20 protein-coding genes are annotated in these 21,147 nt (G+C 68.5%); 14 read left to right on the top strand and 6 right to left on the bottom strand.

What is annotated here, in order from left to right:
* The first annotated feature begins 72 nt into the window (after positions 1 to 72).
* Genes HDA39_RS39115 through melA form a run of 6 tightly spaced genes read left to right on the top strand, consistent with a single transcriptional unit; the run spans position 73 to position 6,166 of the window.
* On the top strand, positions 73 to 909 hold the full coding sequence (locus tag HDA39_RS39115) for an endo alpha-1,4 polygalactosaminidase (RefSeq protein WP_337926080.1): 837 nt from the start codon (positions 73 to 75) through the stop codon (positions 907 to 909).
* Positions 910 to 929: 20 nt separating this feature from the next.
* Entirely contained in the window at positions 930 to 2,210 is a 1,281-nt protein-coding gene (locus HDA39_RS39110; RefSeq protein WP_184804058.1) for an ABC transporter substrate-binding protein, read from the top strand.
* Entirely contained in the window at positions 2,168 to 3,136 is a 969-nt protein-coding gene (locus tag HDA39_RS39105; RefSeq protein ID WP_337926079.1) for a carbohydrate ABC transporter permease, read from the top strand. The genes HDA39_RS39110 and HDA39_RS39105 overlap by 43 nt, the downstream gene beginning before the upstream one ends.
* Positions 3,133 to 3,951, top strand: coding sequence for a carbohydrate ABC transporter permease (locus tag HDA39_RS39100; RefSeq protein WP_184804055.1), 819 nt, complete (start codon positions 3,133 to 3,135; stop codon positions 3,949 to 3,951). The genes HDA39_RS39105 and HDA39_RS39100 overlap by 4 nt, the downstream gene beginning before the upstream one ends.
* Positions 3,952 to 3,953: 2 nt before the next feature.
* Positions 3,954 to 4,874, top strand: coding sequence for a carbohydrate kinase family protein (locus HDA39_RS39095; protein ID WP_184804053.1), 921 nt, complete (start codon positions 3,954 to 3,956; stop codon positions 4,872 to 4,874).
* Positions 4,871 to 6,166 carry an alpha-glucosidase/alpha-galactosidase gene (melA, locus tag HDA39_RS39090; RefSeq protein ID WP_184804051.1) on the top strand — a complete coding sequence of 432 codons (1,296 nt, stop codon included), beginning with the start codon at positions 4,871 to 4,873 and terminating at the stop codon, positions 6,164 to 6,166. Before HDA39_RS39095 ends, melA begins: the two co-directional genes overlap by 4 nt.
* A gap of 48 nt (positions 6,167 to 6,214) precedes the next feature.
* Here the strand turns inward: melA and secA are convergent, their stop codons facing one another.
* Together secA and HDA39_RS39080 are read right to left on the bottom strand one after the other, a co-directional pair.
* On the bottom strand, positions 6,215 to 9,169 hold the full coding sequence (gene secA, locus HDA39_RS39085) for a preprotein translocase subunit SecA (RefSeq protein ID WP_184804049.1): 2,955 nt from the start codon (positions 9,167 to 9,169) through the stop codon (positions 6,215 to 6,217).
* Between the two features lie 211 nt (positions 9,170 to 9,380).
* On the bottom strand, positions 9,381 to 10,604 hold the full coding sequence (locus HDA39_RS39080; protein ID WP_184804046.1) for a winged helix-turn-helix domain-containing protein: 1,224 nt from the start codon (positions 10,602 to 10,604) through the stop codon (positions 9,381 to 9,383).
* 298 nt (positions 10,605 to 10,902) lie between these two features.
* Here HDA39_RS39080 and HDA39_RS39075 point away from each other — a divergent pair, with 298 nt between their 5' ends.
* Positions 10,903 to 11,706: a S1 family peptidase gene (locus HDA39_RS39075; protein ID WP_184804043.1), complete on the top strand. Its 804-nt coding sequence runs from the start codon at positions 10,903 to 10,905 to the stop codon at positions 11,704 to 11,706.
* Between the two features lie 64 nt (positions 11,707 to 11,770).
* Here the strand turns inward: HDA39_RS39075 and hpf are convergent, their stop codons facing one another.
* The 3 genes from hpf to HDA39_RS39060 all read right to left on the bottom strand — a co-directional run bounded on the left by hpf (position 11,771) and on the right by HDA39_RS39060 (position 14,284).
* A complete protein-coding gene (hpf, locus tag HDA39_RS39070) occupies positions 11,771 to 12,394 on the bottom strand; it encodes a ribosome hibernation-promoting factor, HPF/YfiA family (protein ID WP_184806973.1) in 624 nt (207 codons plus the stop codon).
* A 216-nt stretch (positions 12,395 to 12,610) separates the two neighbouring features.
* Positions 12,611 to 13,300 (bottom strand): ComF family protein, encoded by a 690-nt coding sequence (locus HDA39_RS39065; RefSeq protein WP_337926077.1) that lies wholly within the window; start codon positions 13,298 to 13,300, stop codon positions 12,611 to 12,613.
* A gap of 54 nt (positions 13,301 to 13,354) precedes the next feature.
* On the bottom strand, positions 13,355 to 14,284 hold the full coding sequence (locus tag HDA39_RS39060; RefSeq protein WP_184804037.1) for an AEC family transporter: 930 nt from the start codon (positions 14,282 to 14,284) through the stop codon (positions 13,355 to 13,357).
* Between the two features lie 161 nt (positions 14,285 to 14,445).
* Here HDA39_RS39060 and HDA39_RS39055 point away from each other — a divergent pair, with 161 nt between their 5' ends.
* The 3 genes from HDA39_RS39055 to HDA39_RS39045 all read left to right on the top strand — a co-directional run bounded on the left by HDA39_RS39055 (position 14,446) and on the right by HDA39_RS39045 (position 17,243).
* A complete protein-coding gene (locus HDA39_RS39055; protein WP_184804034.1) occupies positions 14,446 to 14,784 on the top strand; it encodes an ArsR/SmtB family transcription factor in 339 nt (112 codons plus the stop codon).
* Positions 14,777 to 16,081, top strand: a complete 1,305-nt coding sequence (locus HDA39_RS39050) for an alpha/beta fold hydrolase (RefSeq protein WP_184804032.1) — start codon at positions 14,777 to 14,779, stop codon at positions 16,079 to 16,081. Before HDA39_RS39055 ends, HDA39_RS39050 begins: the two co-directional genes overlap by 8 nt.
* 118 nt (positions 16,082 to 16,199) lie before the next feature.
* A complete protein-coding gene (locus HDA39_RS39045; RefSeq protein WP_184804031.1) occupies positions 16,200 to 17,243 on the top strand; it encodes an NAD-dependent epimerase/dehydratase family protein in 1,044 nt (347 codons plus the stop codon).
* On the opposite strand, the gene HDA39_RS39040 is transcribed toward HDA39_RS39045, so the two are convergent.
* Complete coding sequence (locus HDA39_RS39040) at positions 17,217 to 18,530, bottom strand: NsdA family TPR-like regulatory protein (RefSeq protein WP_184804030.1); 1,314 nt, start codon at positions 18,528 to 18,530, stop codon at positions 17,217 to 17,219. The genes HDA39_RS39045 and HDA39_RS39040 overlap by 27 nt on opposite strands.
* A gap of 372 nt (positions 18,531 to 18,902) precedes the next feature.
* On the opposite strand from HDA39_RS39040, the gene HDA39_RS39035 reads away from it, so the two are divergent.
* The 4 genes from HDA39_RS39035 to HDA39_RS39020 all read left to right on the top strand — a co-directional run bounded on the left by HDA39_RS39035 (position 18,903) and on the right by HDA39_RS39020 (position 20,959).
* Entirely contained in the window at positions 18,903 to 19,256 is a 354-nt protein-coding gene (locus HDA39_RS39035; RefSeq protein ID WP_184804029.1) for a hypothetical protein, read from the top strand.
* Between the two features lie 141 nt (positions 19,257 to 19,397).
* Complete coding sequence (locus tag HDA39_RS39030) at positions 19,398 to 19,658, top strand: hypothetical protein (protein ID WP_184804028.1); 261 nt, start codon at positions 19,398 to 19,400, stop codon at positions 19,656 to 19,658.
* Between the two features lie 12 nt (positions 19,659 to 19,670).
* Positions 19,671 to 20,516 (top strand): DddA-like double-stranded DNA deaminase toxin, encoded by an 846-nt coding sequence (locus HDA39_RS44000; protein WP_184804027.1) that lies wholly within the window; start codon positions 19,671 to 19,673, stop codon positions 20,514 to 20,516.
* A complete protein-coding gene (locus HDA39_RS39020; protein ID WP_184804026.1) occupies positions 20,516 to 20,959 on the top strand; it encodes an Imm1 family immunity protein in 444 nt (147 codons plus the stop codon). Before HDA39_RS44000 ends, HDA39_RS39020 begins: the two co-directional genes overlap by 1 nt.
* Positions 20,960 to 21,147: the final 188 nt, after the last annotated feature.

Genomic DNA, 21,147 nt, shown 5'->3' with positions numbered 1-21,147 from the left:
GAGTCCGGTTGTCAGGCGCCAGGGCTCGAGCCCGAGGCGGGGAAAGCGTCCGCGGGACCCGATGGAGAAATCGTGTCCGTGTACCGCCCCTTGCGGCGACAGTCGACCGCGCTCAAGCTGACGGCGTTCTGCACCGCCCTGCTGGTGCTCCTCGCCGTCGTCACCGTCCTCAACCGCACCCCTGCGGATGCCGCGCCCACCGTGGCCCTGCCGCCCCCCGGCGCCGGTTTCGACTACCAGATCGGCGACCCCTACACCCCACCGAACGGCGTCGAGGTGGTCAGCCGTGATCGCACGGCTTCCCCGGCCGCCGGTCTCTACAACGTCTGCTACGTCAACGCCTTCCAGGTCCAGCCCGGTGAACGCGACGAGTGGGACGACGACCTGCTGCTCCGTGACGCGGCCGGCAACCTGGTGATCGACGAGGACTGGGGCGAGCCGCTGCTCGACCTGCGGACCGACGACCAGCGCCGCCGGGTCGCCGCCAAGGTCAACGGCTGGATCGACGGCTGCGCCGACGACGGCTTCCAGGCCGTCGAGCCCGACAACTACGACTCCTTCGACCGGTCGAAGAACCTGCTGTCCACCGAGCACGCGAAGACCTACCTCAAGCTGCTCGCCGACCACGCGCACAGCCGCAACCTGGCGATCGCCCAGAAGAACACCGCCGAGCTGGCCGGCGACCGCGAGGAGGTCGGACTCGACTTCGCCGTCGCCGAGGAGTGCGGTGAGTGGGACGAGTGCGCCGACTTCGCGGACGCCTTCGACGACCACGTCCTCGTCGTCGAGTACACCGACGGCGGTCTGGCGACCGCCTGCGCCGGGTTCGCGGACCGGTTGAGCATCGTGCTCCGCGACGAGTTCGTGACCGCGCCCGGCTCCGGCGAGTACGTCCGCCGGACCTGCTGAAACCCCGTCAGGAGACCATCATGGTTGCACCATCGCGTCGTGACGTCCTGCGCGCGGCCGCCGTCCTGGCGGCCGCGGGCACCCTGGGCGGCTGTGGCAAGTCCGCTCCGGATTCCGCCGGCGGCCAGGTCACCGTCGACCTCTGGCACGGCCAGACCGAAACCGGTAAGAAGGCACTCGACGCGCTGGTGGCCGAGTTCAACCGGACCCATCCGGGCATCACCGTGGTCGGCGGTGGTGGCGGCGTGACGGCCGACAGCATGCTGCAGAAGGTCACCGCGGGGCTGGCGGCCGGGTCCTACCCGGACGTCGCGTACATCTTCGGCTCGGACCTGGCCAGCATCACCCGCAGCCCGCAGGTCGCCGACCTCACCGGGCAGCTCGAGCTCGACGCCGTGTGGCCGGCCGCCAAGGCCGCGATCACCGTGAAGGACAAGGTGCGCGCCGCGCCCGCCCTGCTCGACTCGCTCTGCGTCGTCTACAACAAGAAACTCTTCGCCGCCGCCGGCCTTCCGGCGCCGAAACCCGGCTGGACCTGGGACGAGTTCGTCGCGACCGCGGCGAAGCTGACCGACCCGGGCCAAGGCGTCTTCGGCACCGGCTGGCCGGGCGTCGGCGACGAGGACACCGTCTGGCGGCTCTGGCCGATGATCTGGGACCTCGGCGGCGACGTCGTCACCGAGGACGGCAAGAAGGCCGGCTTCGAGCAGGTCGGCGAGCAGGCGCTGGCCACCCTCGACAAGCTGCGCACCGACAAGTCCCTGTACGTCGACCCGAAGCCCGGCGGGGAGCAGCTCTACCAGGTCTTCCTCGGCGGCCGGATGGGAATGGTGGCCACCGGCCCCTGGCAGCTGCCGGACATCCTGGACCGCAAGCTGGACTACGGCGTCGTGCCGCTGCCGTCGTACTCCGGCAAAGCGGTGACGATCTCGGGGCCGGACACCTGGACCGTCTTCGACAACGGCTCGGCACGGCTGAAGGCGGCGACCGAGTTCGTCCGCTGGATGCTCGACGCCCAGCAGGACGTGCGCTGGGACGTGGAGGGCGGCAGCCTCCCACTCAGTACGACGACCGCCGCGCTGCCGGAGTGGAAGAAGCACGCCTCCGAGACGAACGGCCTGCAGGTCTTCGTCGACGCGCTGGAGACGGCGCGTGTCCGGCCGACCATCACGGCGTACCCGCAGATCTCCGAGCACCTCGGCACCGCGATCGTCTCGGTGCTGCTGGGCAAGAAGTCCCCCGCCGACGCGCTGAAGGAGTGCGTCGAGCAGTCGAACGCCGTACTGGCGGTACCGAGCTGATGGCCAGCGTGGTCGGCACGTTCACCGTCGATCCACGAGCCCGGGCCGCCGCGGCCAAACGCCGCAACCGCGGCGAGGGCCGGACGGCGTGGGCGTTCGTCAGTCCGTCGGTCGTCATCATCCTCGGGCTCAGCGTCGTCCCGGTGCTCTGGTCGTTGCTGCTGTCGTTCCAGGCCAGTGACCTGGTCTCACCGAGCCGCTGGGTCGGGTTCGCCAACTACCGCACGCTCGCGGCCGATCCGTTGTTCCGCGAGGCCGTCGGGCAAACTGTCGTCTACACCGCGCTCTACGTGCCGTTGAGCGTCGTCGGCGGGCTCGCGATCGCCCTGCTGCTGGACCGCAAGATCCGGCTGATCGGGCTCTACCGGACGCTCGTCTTCGTCCCGTTCGTCGTCTCGGCGGCCGCGCAGGGCGTGCTGTTCTCGTTCGTGCTCGACCCCGAGTTCGGCGCGGCCAACTCGTTGCTGCACCAGTTCGGCCTGCCTGCGCAGGGCTTCTTCAGCGATCCGTCGCAGGCGCTCTACCTGCTGGTCGCGATCTCGTTGTGGAGCGGGACGGGCTTCTGCGTCATCGTCTACCTGGCCGGGCTGCAGAGCGTCGAGCCCGAGCTGGTCGAGGCGGCACGGATCGACGGCGCCGGACGGACCGGCGTACTGCGGCACGTCGTCCTGCCGTCGCTGACGCCGGTCACGATCTTCCTCGTGCTGTTCCAGGCGATCAACGCGTTGCAGGTCTTCGACCTGGTGTTCGTCACCACCAAGGGCGGGCCGCTCGGGTCGACCACGGTGATCGTGTACTTCATCTGGGAGAAGGCGTTCAAGAGCTTCACCGCCGGCTACAGCGCGGCCGCGGCGTACGCGCTGGCCGTTGCCCTGCTGGTGATCGGGGTCATGCTGCAGGTCTACCAACGGCGGGTGAAGCGATGAAGCGCCTGCCCTTCAGTCCTTGGCATTTCGTCCTCGCGCCATTGGCTCTGCTGTTCGCGCTGCCGTTGCTGTGGCTGCTGGTCAGCTCGGTGATGAGCAACTCCGAGATCAACCGGTTCCCGCCCGCGCTCTGGCCGAGCCGGATCGACCTGGACGGCTACCGGTTCGTGCTCGGCAACGCGCTGTTCCCGCGCTGGTTCCTCAACTCGTTGCTGGTGTCAACGGTCGCGGTGACGGCGAACCTGGTGCTCGGGTCGCTCGGCGGCTACGCCTTCGCCCGGATGCGGTTCGCCGGGTCGAAGCCGCTGCTCGGGCTGATGCTGGCCACGATGGTGATCCCGTTCCAGCTGACGATGATCCCGACCTTCCTGGTGATGAAGCACCTCGGCCTGATCGACACCCTCGGCGCGCTGATCGTGCCGTCGCTGGTGACGCCGTTCTCGGTCTTCCTGTTCCGGCAGTTCTTCGTCTCGCTGCCGCGGGAGCTGGAGGAGGCGGCCTGGATCGACGGCTGCGGCAGGCTCCGGATCCTGGTCTCGATCGTGCTGCCGCTGGCCCGGCCCGCACTCAGCACGGTCGCCGTCCTGACGTTCCTGAGCACCTGGAACGACCTGACCTGGCCACTGATCGCGATCAACCACGACACCAACTACACGCTCCAGCTCGGCCTGACCACCTTCCAGGGCCAGCACCACACCCAGTGGGCCGCCGTGATGGCCGGAAACGTCATCACCGTCCTGCCGGTGCTGCTCGGCTTTCTCCTGGCCCAGAAGGCGTTCATCCGCTCGCTGGCTTCCTCAGGACTTAAGGGCTGACCATGTTTGATCTTCTCGTACTGGGCGACGCGAACCCCGACGTCGTCATCGGGCCCGTGAACCAGCCGCTGGTCTTCGGCCAGCGGGAACGGCTCGTGCCGACCGGATCCCTGTGCCTGGGCGGTTCGGCGGCGATCATGGCCTGCGGCGCCGCCCGGCTCGGGCTGAAGGTGGCCTTCGCCGGCCGGATCGGCGACGACCCGGCCGGGACCTTCGTCCGGTCCGCGCTCGAGGAACGTGGCGTCGACACGTCCGCTCTCGTGGTCGATCCCGGGCTGCCCACTCCTCTGACCACCGTGCTCACCTCGGGCTCGGACCGCGCGATCCTCACGGCGTCTGGCTGTCTGGCCTCGACCAGCTCGAACGACGTACCGCGAACGCTGCTGCGGTCCGTACGGCACGTGCACGCGGCGTCGTTCTACCTGATGCCGGACTTGGCGGCCGGACTGGCCGAGCTGTTCAAGGAGGCGCGGAGCGCGAAGGCGTCCACGTCCCTGGACACCAACGACGACCCGGCCGACCGGTGGGAGCGGGTGGTCCTCGATCCGGTGCTGCGGGTCACCGACTACCTGCTGCCCAACGCGGCGGAGGCGCACGCCCTGACCGGGCATCCTGTGCTGGCCGAGGCCGCCGGGATCCTGGCGCGTCGCGGGCCGCTGGTCGTGGTGAAGAACGGCGCGGACGGTGCGCTCGCGCACAACGGAACCTCGATGCTCAGCGCGCCGGCGCTCGCGGTCGAGCCGGTGGACACCGTCGGCGCCGGGGACAGCTTCGACGCGGGCTTCGTGGCCGCCGTACTGCGTCGTACCGGCCGGGCGCGTGCGCTGGCGATCGCTGCCGCGTGCGGCTCGCTGTCGACCCGAGCAGCAGGCGGTACGGCGGCGCAGGCCGACTGGGACCTGGCCGTGGAGAGTGCGGGATGACGCGGATCGCTTTCATCGGCGCGGGAAGCGTCGTGTTCACCCAGGGGCTGCTGGCCGACCTGTTCGGCTTCGACGACCTCGGTGAGCTGCACATCGCGTTGCACGACATCGATCCCGAGCGCCTCCGGACCGCGGCGTCGGCGGCCGCGGTGATCGCGACCGAGCTCGGCGCGCGGCCGACGATCAGCGCGCACCTGGACCGCCGGGCCGCGCTGGAGGGCTGCGACTTCGTCGTCAACATCATCCAGGTCGGGATGAACGACGCGACCCGGATCGACTTCGACCTGCCCGCCCGGTACGGCGTACGCCAGACGATCGGCGACACCCTCGGCGTCGGCGGGGTGTTCCGGGCGCTGCGGACCTTCCCGGTGCTGCGCGGGCTGGCCGCCGACATCGCCGCGGTCTGCCCGGACGCGTGGCTGCTGAACTACACGAACCCGATGGCGATGAACGTCTGGTACCTGTCGGCGCTCGGCGTACGGAATGTCGTGGGGCTGTGCCACTCGGTCCACTGGACGATGTATGACCTGTCGGAGCTCGTCGGCGTCCCGTTCGAGGAGGTCCGGTACCTGGCCGGCGGGGTGAACCACCAGTCGTGGGTGCTGCGCTTCGAGCACGGCGGGGAGTCGCTGTACCCGGCGCTGGACGAGGTGATCCGGCGCGACCCGGAGATGCTGCGCCGGGTCCGCGTCGACATGTACCGGCGGCTCGGGTACTACCCGACCGAGACCAGCGAGCACTCCTCGGAGTACGTGCCGTGGTACTTGCCACACGACTCCGAGATCGAGCGGCTGCGGCTGCCGGTCGGCGAGTACCTGCGGATCGTGGAGGAGAACGTCGCGTCGTACGAGAAGACGCGGGACGCGGTCAAGGCGGGCGACCCGGTGCCGGTCGAGGCGACGATGGAGTACGCGCCGCAGATCATCCACAGCATCGTGACCGGGGCGCCGCGGACCGTCTACGGGAACGTGGTGAACGACGGACTGATCAGCAACCTGCCGAGCGGGTCGGTCGTCGAAGTCCCTTGCCTGGTGGACGCCTTGGGAGTCCAGCCGACGGCGATCGGGGTGCTGCCGGCCGCCTGCGCGGCCGTCAACGCGGCGTACGTGAACGTGAACACGCTGGTGGTAAAGGCGGCTCTGGACCAGGACCCGCGAGCGATCCGGCAGGCGCTGATGGCCGACCCGGCGACCGCGGCGACCTTGACGGTCGACCAGATCTGGGCCCTGTGCAACGACCTGGTCGTGGCCCACAGCAACCTTCTGGACCCGGAGCTGCGGGCTGTGCTCTGACACGACGAAGGCCGCTCCCACCGGGTGGGAGCGGCCTTCGACCAGTGCTTACTTGTAGACGTCCGCCGCGGGGTCGCCGTGGCAGCGCTTGTACTTCTTGCCCGAACCGCACGGGCAGGCGACGTTGCGCGGGGTGCCCGGGTAGAGCAGGCCGCCGGCGTCGGCGCCGTCCTCGGAGCGGACCGCGACCTCCTCGTCGCCGTCGATGGTCGGCGCGGAGTACGACAGCCGCTGCGGCGGCCGGCTGTCCTTGCCCAGCCCCTTGGCGAGCAGCTTCGGCCGGTCGGTCAGGCGCGGGCCGTCCTGCGGCCGGTCCTGGGGACGGTCGGCGTCGCGACCGGGGAACTCCGCGACCGGGGCACCCGGGGTGAGGATGTCCTCGGCCTCCTCGACGACCTCGGCCGCCGCGGCCTGCTGGGCGCGCATCGCCTCGACGTCGACCTCGACGTTGAAGATGAACGCGACCGACTCCTCCTTGATGGACTCCATCATGGCGGCGAACATGTCGTAGCCCTCGCGCTGGTACTCGATCAGCGGGTCGCGCTGCGCCATCGCACGCAGGCCGATGCCCTCGCGCAGGTAGTCCATCTCGTACAGGTGCTCACGCCACTTGCGGTCCAGCACGTTCAGCACGACGCCCCGCTCGAGCTCGCGCATCGACTCGGTGCCGAGCAGCTCCTCGCGCCGCGCGTAGGCCTCGCGCGCGTCGGCGACGAACTTCTCCACCATGAAGTCCTGGGTCAGGCCGGAGCGCTCGCCGCCGGCCTCTTCGACCAGGTCCTCCTCGGTGACCGTCGTCTGGTACAGCGTCCTCAGCGCGGTGAACAGCGGGTCCAGGTCCCAGTCCTCGGCGAACCCGTCCGCGGTCGCGCCCATCACGTACCCGGTGACGGTCTCGTCGAGCATGTCGAGCACCTGGTCCTGCAGGTCGGCGCCCTCGAGCACGCGGCGGCGCTCGTCGTACACGACGTGGCGCTGACGGTTCATCACGTCGTCGTACTTGAGGATGTTCTTCCGGGTCTCGAAGTTCTGCGCCTCGACCTGGGACTGCGCCGACGCGATCGCCTTGGTGACGACCTTGTTCTCCAGCGGCACCGTGTCGTCGTCGTTGCGCGACATCGCCCAGTCGACCATCTCGCGCTTGAACAGGCGCATCAGGTCGTCCTCGAGCGACAGGTAGAAGCGCGACTCGCCCGGGTCACCCTGACGGCCGGAACGACCGCGCAGCTGGTTGTCGATCCGGCGCGACTCGTGCCGCTCGGTGCCGAGCACGTACAGGCCGCCGGCCTCGCGGACCTCGACCTGCTCGTCCTTGACCTGCTGCTCGAACTTCTCCAGGACCTTCGGGTACTCGGCCTCGTACTCCTCCGGCGACTCGGCCGGGTCGATGCCGCGCGCACGCAGGTCCTTGTCGGCCAGGAACTCCGGGTTGCCGCCGAGAATGATGTCCGTCCCACGGCCGGCCATGTTGGTGGCCACCGTGACCGCGCCCTTACGGCCGGCCTCGGCCACGATCGCGGCCTCCCGCGCGTGCTGCTTGGCGTTCAGCACCTCGTGCGCGATGTTCTCCTTGCGCAGCTGCGCGGACAGCCGCTCGGACTTCTCCACGCTGGTGGTGCCGACCAGGATCGGCTGGCCGCTCTGGTGCTTGTCGACGATGTCCTTGACCACCGCGTCGAACTTGGCGTCCTCGGTGCGGTAGATCAGGTCGCGCTGGTCGGCGCGGACCATCGGCTTGTTGGTCGGGATCGGGACGACGCCCAGGCCGTAGATCTTGCTGAACTCCGCGGCCTCGGTCATCGCCGTACCGGTCATCCCGGCCAGCTTGCTGTACTGGCGGAAGTAGTTCTGCAGCGTGATCGTCGCGAGGGTCTGGTACTCCTCCTTGATCTCGACCTTCTCCTTGGCCTCGATCGCCTGGTGCAGACCCTCGTTGTAGCGGCGGCCGTGCAGCGTCCGGCCGGTGTGCTCGTCGACGATCAGCACCTCGCCGTCGACGACCACGTAGTCCTTGTCCTTGCGGAACAGGTCCTTGGCCTTCAGCGCGTTGTTCAGGTAGCTGATCAGCGGGGTGTTGGCCGACTCGTACAGGTTGTCGATGCCGAGCCGGTCCTCGACCTTCTCGATCCCGCGCTCGAGGATGGCGACGGTGCGCTTCTTCTCGTCGACCTCGTAGTCGGCGACCTTGCGCTTCTTCTCGTCGATCTCCAGGTCGGTGACGCCGCGCCGCTCGTTCTTCAGCACCTGGTCGTCGGCGTTGGTCCACGCCTTCAGCGTCGAGGCGATCTGCGCCATCTCGACGTACCAGCGCTGGGAGTCCTCGGCCGGGCCGGAGATGATCAGCGGGGTCCGGGCCTCGTCGACCAGGATCGAGTCGACCTCGTCCACGATCGCGTAGTTGTACTCGCGCTGCACGCAGTCGGCGATGTCGCTGGCCATGTTGTCGCGCAGGTAGTCGAAGCCGAACTCGTTGTTCGTGCCGTACGTGATGTCCTTGTGGTAGGCGATCCGGCGCTCGGCCGGGGTCATCTCCGGCAGGATCACGCCGTAGTCGAGGCCGAGGAAGTGGTACACCCGGCCCATCCACTCGGCCTGGAACTTGGCCAGGTAGTCGTTCACCGTGACCACGTGCACGCCCTTGCCGGACAGCGCGTTCAGGTACGTCGGGAGGGTGCCGACCAGGGTCTTGCCCTCACCGGTCTTCATCTCCGCGATGTTGCCCAGGTGCAGCGCCGCGCCGCCCATGATCTGGACGTCGTAGTGGCGCTGGTGCAGCGTCCGCTTGGCCGCTTCCCGGACGACCGCGAACGCCTCCGGCAGCAGCGCGTCGAGGGACTCGCCGTCGGCGACCCGTTGCTTGAACTCGGCCGTCTGGCCGCGCAGCTCCTCGTCGGACATCGCGACGAAATCGTCCTCGATGGAGTTGACCACCTTTGCGATGCGCTCGAGCTGCCGCAGCGTCTTGCCCTCGCCGATGCGCAGGACCTTGTCGATCACCTTCATGGTGGGCAGTTCTCTCCTTGCTGCTGAAGCCTGGTTACGGCGGACTTTGCCGGCCCGTCATCTCACCGCGCCCGCACTGGGCACGGCACGGTCCACCCGCCGGGCGGCGTGCGTCACCTATCGTACGGGGCCGGATGTGCCAAGCCACGTCGGCTGCGTTTCCTGACTCACGCGCGGCGGCGCCGAAAAGTTCCTCGGGGGTCTTCGGCCGTCACTGTCCGCGCAGGGCGTGACTGAGCGCAGGCGCCAGATCGCCGGGGCCGGCCACCCGGACGTGGTCGAGCCCGAGCCAGCCGGCCAGCTGGACCAGCTCGGCGGCCAGCTCCTCCGGGGTCTCGGCCGGCGCGCCGTCCTCCGCGTGCGCGGACTGCACCAGCAGTACGCCGGACGCCCGGTCCGCCTTCAGGTCGACCCGGGCCACCAGCCGGTCGCCGAGCAGGAACGGGAGCACGTAGTACCCGTACACGCGCTTCTCGGCCGGGACGTAGATCTCGATCCGGTACCGGAAGTCGAAGAGCATCTCCGTCCGGGTCCGCTCGTAGACCAGCGAGTCGAACGGGCTGACCAGGGCCCGCGTGTTCACCCGGCGCGGCAGCCGGGCGTCGCGGTGCAGGTACGCCGGGCGCTTCCAGCCCTGGATCGTGACCGGCAGCAACTCGCCCTCCTCGACCAGCTCCCCGATCGCCTGGGTGGTCGGCGCCGGAGCGGTCCGGAAGTAGTCCTTCAAGCACTGCGCCGTCCCCACGCCGTGCGCCTTCGCCGCGATCCGGATCAGCTCCCGGTGCGCCTCCTCCGGCGTCGGGACCGGCGTGGCCAGCACGGCGGCGGGCAGCACGCGCTCCGGGACATCGTACATCCGCTCGAACTGCTGGTTGCGCTTGGCGACGGTGATCTCGCCCGCGAAGAACAGGAACTCCAGCGCGCGCTTCACGTCCGACCAGTTCCAGCCCCAGTTGTCCTTCTGGCGCTCCACGTCGTCGTCGATCTCGCGCGCGGTCAGCGGACCGTGCGCGGTGACGTCGGCGAGCACCTGCTTGACCAAGTCCGGCCGCTCGGCCGCGATCGAGCGCGGCCCGCCCCACGCCTCGGTGCTCGCCCGAGCCATCCGCCACCGCATCAGCGGGTGCGTCTCGACCGGGATCAGCGAGGCCTCGTGCGCCCAGTACTCCACCAGACGGCGCGGAGCCTTACCGGCCGCCCGGTCGAGCAGGTCCCGCGGGTACGGCCCCAGGCGCGAGTAGAGCGGCAGGTACTGCGCCCGGCTCAGCACATTGACCGAGTCGATCTGCAGCAACCCGATCCTCCCGAGCACCCGACTGAGCGCCCGCATGTCCGGCACACCCTTCGGCCGAGGATCGGCAAACCCCTGAGCGGCCAACCCGATCCGCCGAGCCTGAGCCTGAGACAGCACCTGAGTCTGAGTCACCCGAAACATTCTGCCGACCCCCACCGACATTCCCCCGAACCCCACAAACACCACCCCCCGACCCCCACCAACATTTCCCCCCGAAGCCCACCAAATACCAACCCCCGAAGCCCCTCCACCTTCTCCCCCATCCCCCCGCCCTCCCCTCCTTTCCTTCCCTGTCCTTCCCTCAGACCCATTCCCCCCACCCAGGTCATAACTCCCGAGTTACCAAAGGTGAGAGGTGCGCTACGCACCGCACACAGGCGACGCTCCTAGGTAGGCCGCGACGCCCGCGCGGTCTCCTTCACCTGTGGAGCGTGAGGCAATGACAGGAAGAATCCAGCTGGTTCGAGCCACTCTGGCCGCGGCGGCGCTGACCGCCGCGTCGCTCGGCGCGATCGGCACCGCGTCGGCGAGCCCGGCGCCGGAACCTCCGCACACCCGGATCGTCGGTGGCGAGATCGCCCACACCGCCGACACCCCGTGGGCCCTGGCGCTGAACAACAGCGGATCCCCGGTCCCCAGCGGCCAGTACTGCGGCGCCACCCTGGTCGCGGCGAACAAGATCGTCACCGCCGCGCACTGCGCGACGGAGGCGGCGAGCACGTACACGGCCGTCCAGGGCCGCGACGAGCTGTCCGGATCCGGTGGCCAGACCTCGAAGATCACCAGCATCTGGGCCGACCCGGCGTACGGGCAGCAGCCCGGTCACGACGTCGCGGTGATGACGCTGGAGACGCCGTTCACCGGCGTACCGACGTTGCCGCTGGAGACCGACACCGCCGCGGACGTGGCCGGCGCCCAGTCGGTCGTCTACGGCTACGGCAACACCGAGGGCACCGGCCCGGCCGACACCTTCCAGAAGGTGACCGTCCCGGTGCTCGGTGACTCCTACTGCGCGGACGTGTACGCCAGCCAGGGGTACGTCGGCAACGGCGAGATCTGCGCCGGCTACGAGGACGGCGGCAAGGACTCGTGCCAGGGCGACTCCGGTGGCCCGCTGGTCCTGAACGGCCGCCTGTTCGGCGTCGTCTCCTGGGGCATCGGCTGCGCCGACGCCGGCAACCCGGGCGTGTACGCCGAGGTCGCGACGTACTCCGCCGAGCTGCAGGCGCAGATCGGTAGCTAGGTACCTCCCGAAAGGAAGAGGGGCCCGGGCTTTCGCCCGGGCCCCTCTTCGCGTCCTCGGTGGGTCAGACGGCCAGGCGGATCACGCCGTAGTCGTAGCCCCGGCGGCGGTAGACGACGCTCGGCTGGTTCTCGTCGGCGTCGACGAACAGGTAGAAGTCGTGGCCGACCAGCTCCAGCTCGTAGAGAGCCTGGTCCAGCGACATCGGCTTGGCGGTGTGGGTCTTCTCGCGCATCACCAGCGGACCGTCCCCGGTCACCGTCAGCGATCCGAACTTCTGGGTCGGCACCTCGTCGTCCGCGGTCTCCTCGACCACGAGGTCGGCACCGTTGAACGTCTGCTTGGCGTTGACGTGCCGCAGCCCCTCGGGCGCGTGCTCGCCGCGGTGCACCCGGCGACGGTCGGCGGCCTTGCGGACCTGCGCCCGCAGCCGGTCCAGGCTGACGTCGAACGCCGCCTGCTTGGTCTCACCGCACGCCTCGGCCCGGACCACCGGACCCTTGGTGTACATCGTGAGCTCGACCCTCATCGCCCGATCGTGCTGTCGCGGGTTCTTCTCCTGACTGACTTCCACTTCGCATCGCAGCACCCGGTGATCGACCTTCTCGATCCTGGCGAGCTTTTCCTCGACGTACTGCCGGAAGCGGTCACTGACCTCGCAGTGATGACCCTTGACAACGACGTCCACGGAAACCTCCATCGATCGGCGACTTCTTTTACGTTCCGGAACCTCCGTGACCAGCTCGCCGGAGCCCGAAACGCGAACACCCGCTGTCAAGCCGGTCGGACTCCGTGGCCAGGATTCCGGCTGATCCGGTCCTGCGCCACTTCACTGCCCGACAAGCCCTAGCGGGTGTCATAGGCCAACGCTAGTCGGCTTCGGCGAAAACCGGTAGGGAAGTTCTCATGAACCGGGCGTCCCGTACCGGCGGGTGGCGGCCAGTACGGCGGATCCGAGCACCGCGATTCCCGTTGTTTCCAAGGCTCCGGCGGCCTGCGTGAGCGTGGATCCGGTGGTCAGCACGTCGTCGACCAGCAGGAGCGGCTGATCCGTCAGCGTTTCAGCCCAGCGCGAACGCACCCCGAACACGCCGTCCAGGTTGGCGAACCGCTCCCGCGCCGACAGCCCGGCCTGGTCCCGGGGCCGGCGGACGAGTCCGAGGGCGTCGGCCAGACGGACGTCGTACCCGTGTCCGCGGAGGTGGCGGACGGCAACGATCGCGATCCGCCGCAGCGGTTCGTGCCCGCGGGCGCGAACGGTCGCCCGGGCGGACGGGATCGGGCAGATCCAGGCCGCCCGGCCCGGCTCGATCGCCGCCGCGACCGAGATGGCGAGGGTCTTGCCGAGCGGTCCGGCCAGGGTGTAGCGAGCGTGCTCCTTGTGCTCGATGATCAGGCGGCGCAGCATTCCGTCGTACGGCGAACAGGCGGTCGCGCCGGGGAACCCGGCCGGCGCGGGCGTCGGGCTGGCGCTGAACGGAGTCAGCGCCGCCAGATCGGCACGGCACTCCCGGCAGAGGCTGACTCCCGGACGCTCACAGCCGGCGCAGGTCCCGCCGAGGACAAGATCCACCCACGCGTCCCGGAGCCCCACCCCGAAACCCTGCGCCGTCGCGGGCCTCCAGCGCAAACGACCCCTGTGGACAACTCAGGCCAGCAGGCCGGTGATCAGCGTCATGGTGGGGATGGAGAGCAGCGTGCTGAGCATGACCGTGCTGCGGGCGAGCTGCTGACCGGTGCGGTAGTGGACGGCGTACACGTAGACGTTCTGGGCGGTAGGGAGCGCTGCCAGCAGAGTCGGCGCCAGCAGGGCGTGTCCCTCGAGGCCGAGGACCCAACGGCCCACGGCGTACGCGATGGCGGGCTGGAGGACGATCTTGAGCGAGACCGCCAGGGTGAGGTCCGGGCCGGGGCCGAGGCGGGTGCTGTTGGTCCGGCCGCTCAGGCTCAGCCCGTACGCGATCAGCGCGACCGGGACTCCCGCGGCACCGACCAGCTCGATCGGGCGCATCAGGAGCGTCGGCGGGTCGAAGCCGACCGCGGCGACCAGCAGGCCCAGCAGCGACGCGACCGTCAGCGGGTTGCGCAGCGGGCGGGTCAGGATGGTCTTCAGTGACACCCGCCGGCCGGAGCCTTGCCGGTAGCCGTCCAGTACGGCGAAGGCGACGGGGGCCATCACCAGGAGCTGGAAGAGCACGAGCGGTGCGACCAGCGCGCCGTCGCCGAGAACGTAGACGGCGACCGGGATCCCCAGGTTGCCCGCGTTCACGTACGACGCCGCGAGCGCGCCGATCGTCGCCTGCGCCCGGTCGCGGTGCCAGACCAGACCGGAGACGGTCAGCGACAGCACCACGATGATCAGCACGCACGACAGGCTGGTGAGCAGGACCGGCGAGAAGATCACGTTCAGATCCGCGCGCGCGATCGTGGCGAACATCAGGGCCGGCGTGGCGACGAAGAAGGCCAGCCGGGACAGCACCAGCTCGTCCTCACTGCGGAGGACGCCGGCCCGGCCGACGACGTACCCGAGGACGGCGACCGCGACGAGGGTGAAGAAGGCGCTCAGAACGGACGACATCGCTGCCGTCGGTCCTCGGGGTTTGTCATTACCTCCATGCTAGGGAACGGTCCGCGGGCCGGTGGTCCGCGGTCCCGCATCGCGGACGGCCTTCGGCGGGACTCGGGCTCTGCGTCGTACATGTGGTTTCCTGTATATGTGTTTGTGTGTATATTCAAGCCATGGTCGAGACGGTGCAACGGCGGCTGACAGCGCTCTCGGAGCCGAACCGGTTCCGGATCGTCGAGCTGCTCAGGGACGGCCCACGGTCGGTCGGCGGCATCGTCGACGACCTCGATCTGGGCCAGCCGCAGGTGTCCCGGCATCTGCGGCTGCTCGCCGAGGCGGGCCTGGTCGACGCGACGAAGCAGGCGCAGCAACGGATCTACCGGCTTCGTCCGGACGCCATGCGCGAGCTGAGCGACTGGACGCAGCAGTTCGCGGGCCTGTGGTCCGAACGGATGGACCGCCTCGGCTCCTTCCTCGACGAGACGAACAGTGAGGACTCGGACCATGCCTGAGGACGGCATCGTGATCGACAGCTCACGCAACACCATCCGGATCAGCCGCAGCTACGGCGCCGGTGTGGACCGGGCGTGGTGGGCCTGGACCGACGCCGCGGCGATCAGCCAGTGGTGGGGCCCGGCAGGCTGGGCGGCGACCGTTCACGAGATGGACGTTCGCCCGGGCGGCCGGTGGCGGTTCCAGCTCGCGCCGCGGGACGGATCGGCCGAACCGATCCGCGGCCTCGCCACGTACGGCGTCGTCGTACCGCGCTCCGCACTGACCTACGAGGACACTTTCGCCGACGAGGAATGGCGACCCGACGGCACCGGCACCTTCCCGACCTCGGTCACCTTCGCTCCGGCGGGCACCGGGTGCCGTGTCGAGGTCGAGGCGAGTTTCCCCGACCGCCAGGCGCTGCGCCGAGCGGTCGAGCTGCAGATGGCCGAGGGCTACGCCGAGTCCCTCGACCGGCTCGACGATCTCCTCGAAACACCCCGAAAGGACACGACCATGCAGACGATCACCTCCACCGACGGGACCACGATCGCCTACGAGAAGACCGGCTCCGGCCCGGCGATCATCGTGATCAGCAACGTCGCCGAGGACCATACCGGCGTCGCCGGCTTGGTCAAGGCGCTGTCCGAGCACTTCACGGTGATCACCTTCGACCGCCGCGGACGCGGCGCCAGCGGTGATCCACAGCCCTACGACCCGGCCCGCGAAATCGACGACATCGCCGTACTGATCGACGTCGCAGGTGGTTCCGCGGCCCTGACCAGCGGTTCCGGTGGCTGCGCGATCACCCTCGACGCGGCGAGTGCGCTCGGCGACAAGGTGACCGGGCTCTACCTCTACGATCCGCCGTTCTTGGTCGACGACTCCCGGCCACCGGCACCCGCCGACTACGTCGGACACGTGGAAGAACTGATCGCGGCAGGCCGGCGCAGCGAGGCCGTCGAGTACATGATGACCGAGGTGATCGGCGTTCCCACCGAGTACCTCGAGCCGATGAAGCAGGACCCGTCGTGGGAAGACACGACCCGGTACGCCCACACGTTCGCCTACGAAGGCAAGATCCTGCGCGGGCTCCTGGACGGCAAGCCCCTGCCCACCGACCGCTGGTCGATCGACGCACCGATCGCGGTCGCCGTCGGCGAGAACAGCGAGCCCTACTTCCGCACGGCCGGCGACGCGCTGGACGCCCTGCTGCCGAATGTCACGGTCCTAACCCTGCCTAACCAGGACCACGGCGCGTTCTGGGCGGCCCCGGAGCCGATCTCCGAACAGATCCGCGAGTTTCTGCTGAGCTGAGGACGCGTGTGGCTCGCCTGGTCGGCGCCTTCCGAAATTCCAGAAGCTACTTCGTAACTACCCGCGGGAGTCGCCTGACGATTGGCGGCGAGCCTTTCTCGCAGGCAGGATCGACCTCATGAGACTTCTGATCCTCGGCGGCAGCTGGTTTCTCGGTCGGACAATCGCCATGGATGCCTTCGCTCGCGGATGGGATGTCACCGCCTTCTCGCGCGGCAAGAGCGGACTGCCACCGGCCGGCGTCTCCCATGTGGTTGGAGATCGTCGCAGCGACACCGACCTCCGCCGCCTCGCGGCTTCCGGCCCGTGGGATGCAGTGATCGACACCAGCGCGTACGAGCCAACGGATGTTGCCCGGACGACGGAAGCGCTGAACGGTCGAGTCGAGCAGTACGTGCTCGTCTCGACCGTCAGCGTCTACCAGGATTGGCCGACAACCGCGGTCAATGAGTCCTCACCGCTCTGGCACACACGATCGACATTCACCGAGCAGTCACCTGAGCTGGCTGACATGTCGATCGGCAAGCGCTATGGCACGCTCAAGGCAGGGTGCGAGATCGCTGTCACGTCAAGCAGTAAGCGCAGTCTGATCGTGCGGCCCGGCGTCATCCTCGGGCCGGGCGAGTACATCGGTCGAGCCTTGAAACTGATCGAGCGAGCTGCCCGTGGTGGTCAATGGCTGCTGCCGTCGCCGCCGGAGCAGCCGATTCAGCCCCTTGATGTGCGCGACGTCTCGAGCTTCCTCCTCGACGCCATCCAGACCCGACGTGACGGCGCCTTCAACCTCGTCGCTCCCGTCGGTCATGCCACCTTCGGCGACCTGATCGATATCTGTCTCGACCTGACCGGCCGCCGTGCGCAGCCGGTCTGGGTCGATGCGGAGTGGCTGGCCAAGCAAGACGTGCGGCAATGGACAGAAATCCCACTCTGGCGTACTGCCGAAGGCACCTGGCGAGTCGATGGCCAACTGGCCGCTGCGGCCGGTCTCCAGCCCCGACCACTCTCCGACATGTTGGAGGACTTCAAAGTGGCCTTGGACCGAGATGGCCTGATCGACCATCCGCGGCAGCGGCAGCTCGGCATGGCGCCCGAGAAGGAGGCTGAACTACTCGCCAAGTGGTTTGCCGCAGACGCCTCAGGCGCTCGGAAGCGCCAGGCGTGAAACAGCTTCGGAGTTGAACACCTCGATCTGATCCCGAAGCTCGATCGCCCGCGGCGTATCACGCCAGTCGCGACTCGTGAGTTGGCGCGCCAGTTGATCCATTCGACCGGTCAGCCCATGCCTGCGGTGGGGTGCGGGAATGGTCCATACCGAGTCGATCGCCTCGACGCCGGCGTCGAGCCGTCCGGCCAGTAGTTCGGCTGTCGCAAGATCGACGCGGGCTCGAGCCGGCTCCAGTCCACTGAACGGATCCTCGACGACAAGACTGATCGCGTCACTGATCCGAACAACTGCGGAGTCCCCCTGCCCCACTGTGAGCAGTGCCGTACCAGCACAGGCCGCGTGACGACTCGGTCCCCAGCCGAACTCTCCACCAGTCGCCCCGTACAGCTCGTTGTCGAGCGCCTGGTCCATTTCGGAGTCAGCCAGTCGCAGCGCTTCTTTCACGTGGTCCGGACGCCCCAGCTCGGCCCAGGCCCGAGCCTCGATGGCGCGGAGTCTGGCCGTCGATACACCGGCCGGGGCATGGTCCACACTGCTGGTAATAAGGGCAACCGCCCTGCGGCTCTGCCCACGCCAGTTGGCGACAAGAGCCTGGGTGCCGCGTGACCACGCCTCGAGGTCGGCATCGCCGATGAGCTCGGCGTAGGTCCGGGCAGACCGGGCCTGTTCCTCTGCGGCATCCCAACGGGCCAGGTCGAACGACACGATCGAGAGCAGCCCGCACGCCTGCCCAGCAACTTGGTACAACTCGCTCGTCTGTCCCGGACGTCGAGTCTTGTCGAGTAAGAGATAGGCGACGTTCCGGATGTGACGGGCTTCGGTCAGCATCTGCAGCGGCGGCTTGTGGTGATACCCGCGCGCCAGCTCGTGGACCGACTCCTGCAGCAAAAAGATGTCGTCGGAGTCAACGGCGCCCGCGATTCGGGCGGCGTGCTCAAAACTTTCGTGGGCGGCCATGACTGCTGCTGCCTCCAGAGATTCGACGTCGACGGTCTGGCCCGGCACGGCCGATCCGCTGCGACGCCCCGACTCGGGCAACACCTGTGGTGAACCGAGCAAGACCTCGAAACGGTGCCCCCAGAACTCCTCGGCAACCCGTTGCGCAACCCGTCGAGCCTGTGCGACATCACCGCGCATCCACCGCGCCAGCTGGCGCGGCGACAAGGTCGCCGACTCCTGCATCTGCCGCGCTTTCGTCTCGAACGCCTGGCAGGTCTCTTCGACCGTCCACGGGCCTTCGTGAACGAGCTGTTCGAGCAGCGTTCTGTACTGCGCCGTAGCCACCACTTCACCGTACGTCAGCCGAATGGGCCGCGGTCCTCATCCGCGCGTCGATGGCAGCCGAACGTCGGTCAGATGGCAGTCAAACGGCAGATCAGACGTTGCCCGGACAACTCCACCGGTGTGGCGAAACGGCAGTCGGACGGCAGCCAATCGTCCGGTGTCGTTCATGGCGGAGTCAGTACCTCGGACGAGAGGCTTCGATGCACCAACCGATGCCGACCGCAACATTTGGGGTGACGTGAAGTGAAGCCAACGAGCTGGCGATGGTGATACGCGATGCTCAACTGTCGTGAACGACACCCCCTGGCGCTCGTGGCGCACCGCGCTGTGGAAACGCCCCATCGACCTGTTCCGACGCCGGCAGAACGAGCAGTGAATCCGGCCGACGATCTGGACGAGGAACTGTTCGACGACGTCACCCGGCCGCTGCTTGTCGGCTACATCCGACGCGGTCTGCTGAGCACCGAGGACGAGATCGCGGAGCTTGAAACCGACATGGCCGTCTTCGCCAGGCTCGAGGGCTACTCGATGGGCTACACCTACGTCGAGTACTCCGAGCGAACCTCCGCCGCGCTCGAAGCGCTCGTGGCGTCCATCGGGAATCAGGAGAACGTCGCGGTAGTTATCCCGAGTCCGCTGCACTTCCTGAGTACCGCCGGCCCGCTCAACCTGCGGCAAGCCTTCGAGCAGGCCACCGGCGCCCGCGTCCATCTGCTCGCCCTCTGACTGGCGGGGTCGGTGGGCGTCGCCGTCACCCCTCCGTGCAGCTCCATCGCTGCACCCCCACCGATCCCGTCCGGTCGTCGAGATCCCGGGGCAGCGCGGCTTGCCTGATCCCGCCCTGCCAATCCACGAAGCGAGGTCCTGATGTCCGACGTCCAACGACTCAAGGAGCAGCTGCACCAGGTCGCGAACGAGGCCAAGCAAGCCTCCGGTGGACTGGCCGGGTTCAAGCAGCGCTTCGCCCAGCACAGCGCCCAGATCGAGTCCCTGATAGCGGGGACGGCCACCGGTACCGACCGCGACATCACTGAGATCCTCGACGCGGCGAGCAAGGCCGTCGACCAAGCGGCCGAAGCCCTTCAGATCGCCTCGGCCGGCTGCACGAGCTACGCCGACCAAATCTAGCCGGGCGGCGCCGTGCCCTCCGAGCTTCAGCGCATCGCCCAGGGACTCGTGGACTGCCTCGATGAGGCTCCCCGTGTCATTGCCGCGCTCGAGTACCGCGCCAGACTCTGCCGTGAGCACGCCGTACTCGTCCTGCAGCTCTCCGGCGGCACTGCAACCGTTGCCGCACAGCAACTCGACGCGGCCGCCAGGGCCTGTGAAGCAGCCGCCCACCACCTGAGCTTGGCACCGCCGAAGGCGCGCGATTGGGCGCTGCGCCTGGCCGAAGGGATCTCCAGCGGGCCGGCCGCTGACGGCACGGCCTCGAAGCCAGATGCACCAGGAGGACGTAGGCCGCCCACGGACCGCCGGCCGGATGACGACCGGACCGAGCCGGTAAGGGCCACCTCGGGAAAGACCGCGAAGGCCGGCGATGAGGCGACCCCGGATGCAGGTTGGCCACCCAAGTTGGACGACGACGAGGCACGCGACCTTCTCGCACAATTGCCAGTACGCCGTGATCAGCCTGGGCACCGTGAGAAGACCAACGGAGCGTGGCGAGACCCGAACGGCTATGTCCAGCGCATGATCAGCGGTGTTGACCGATACCGTGAGATCGGTGACCGGTTCGCGAAGCAGCGGCAGCTGGGCGATCCGCCGCACAGTCTGGCGGTGACGTCGCACGTGGAGATCAAGTTCGCCATGTTCATGCGCGAAAGGGGCCTCACCGACGAGGCAATCGTGATCAACAAGGCGACCTGCGACGGCCGGTGGAGTTGCGAAAAGATGCTGAAGGACTTCCTCCCGCCGGGTTCACGCCTGGTGGTCCATGGGCCGGACGGGATCGGCCGATCGTACTACGGAAAGGGTGACTCCTGATGGCGAACGTCGAGGCTTACTACAAGAACGGCGCCGGCGCGACGATGCTGTCATCGGCCGCGGACGTCGACGCCCTGGTCGATGCCGTGCTGGCCGAGCCGTTCGAGAACTCGGTGATCGCGCTCTATTCCAACGACCGGCCCCAGACCGAGCAGGGGTACCCAGATCACGAGCTTCGAATTGCGCTCTACGCCGAAGCGAAAGTGGGCGGTATTCGCTACGCCGGCAGCGATCGTACGGCGCGAGGTGTCTGGTACGTCCCAGGCGCGGTCAGCGAACGGGACGAGCCGTTCTACTACTACCAAGGTCACGACGAGGGCTGGCCACAAGACTCCGAGGTCAGCATCGAGCAGGTACGCCAGGCAATACGCCAGTTCGTCGAGGACAACGGAGCCCGTCCGTCAGGCCCCGAGTGGGCGGAGTGGCCAGAGAACGTCGCGTAACGCCGATCCGCCCACCTGGGGCGTCGCAGAGAGCGAGCCAACCAACTCCGCAACCCGACGGGGTGGCGAGCCGGGTCACGCCGACCGCCCGCCGCATGAGGGCAGCCGACGAGCCGTGTGTCCAACACACGGAACGGGCGGGCCCGACAACGCCGACGCTGCGCAACTCTGCCGGTCAACGCCTTCCC

The organism is Kribbella italica (genome assembly GCF_014205135.1).
GTDB classification, from domain to species: Bacteria; Actinomycetota; Actinomycetes; order Propionibacteriales; family Kribbellaceae; genus Kribbella; species Kribbella italica.
Note: the sequence above shows the minus strand (reverse complement) of the source record. Positions and strands in the feature narration are given on the sequence as shown.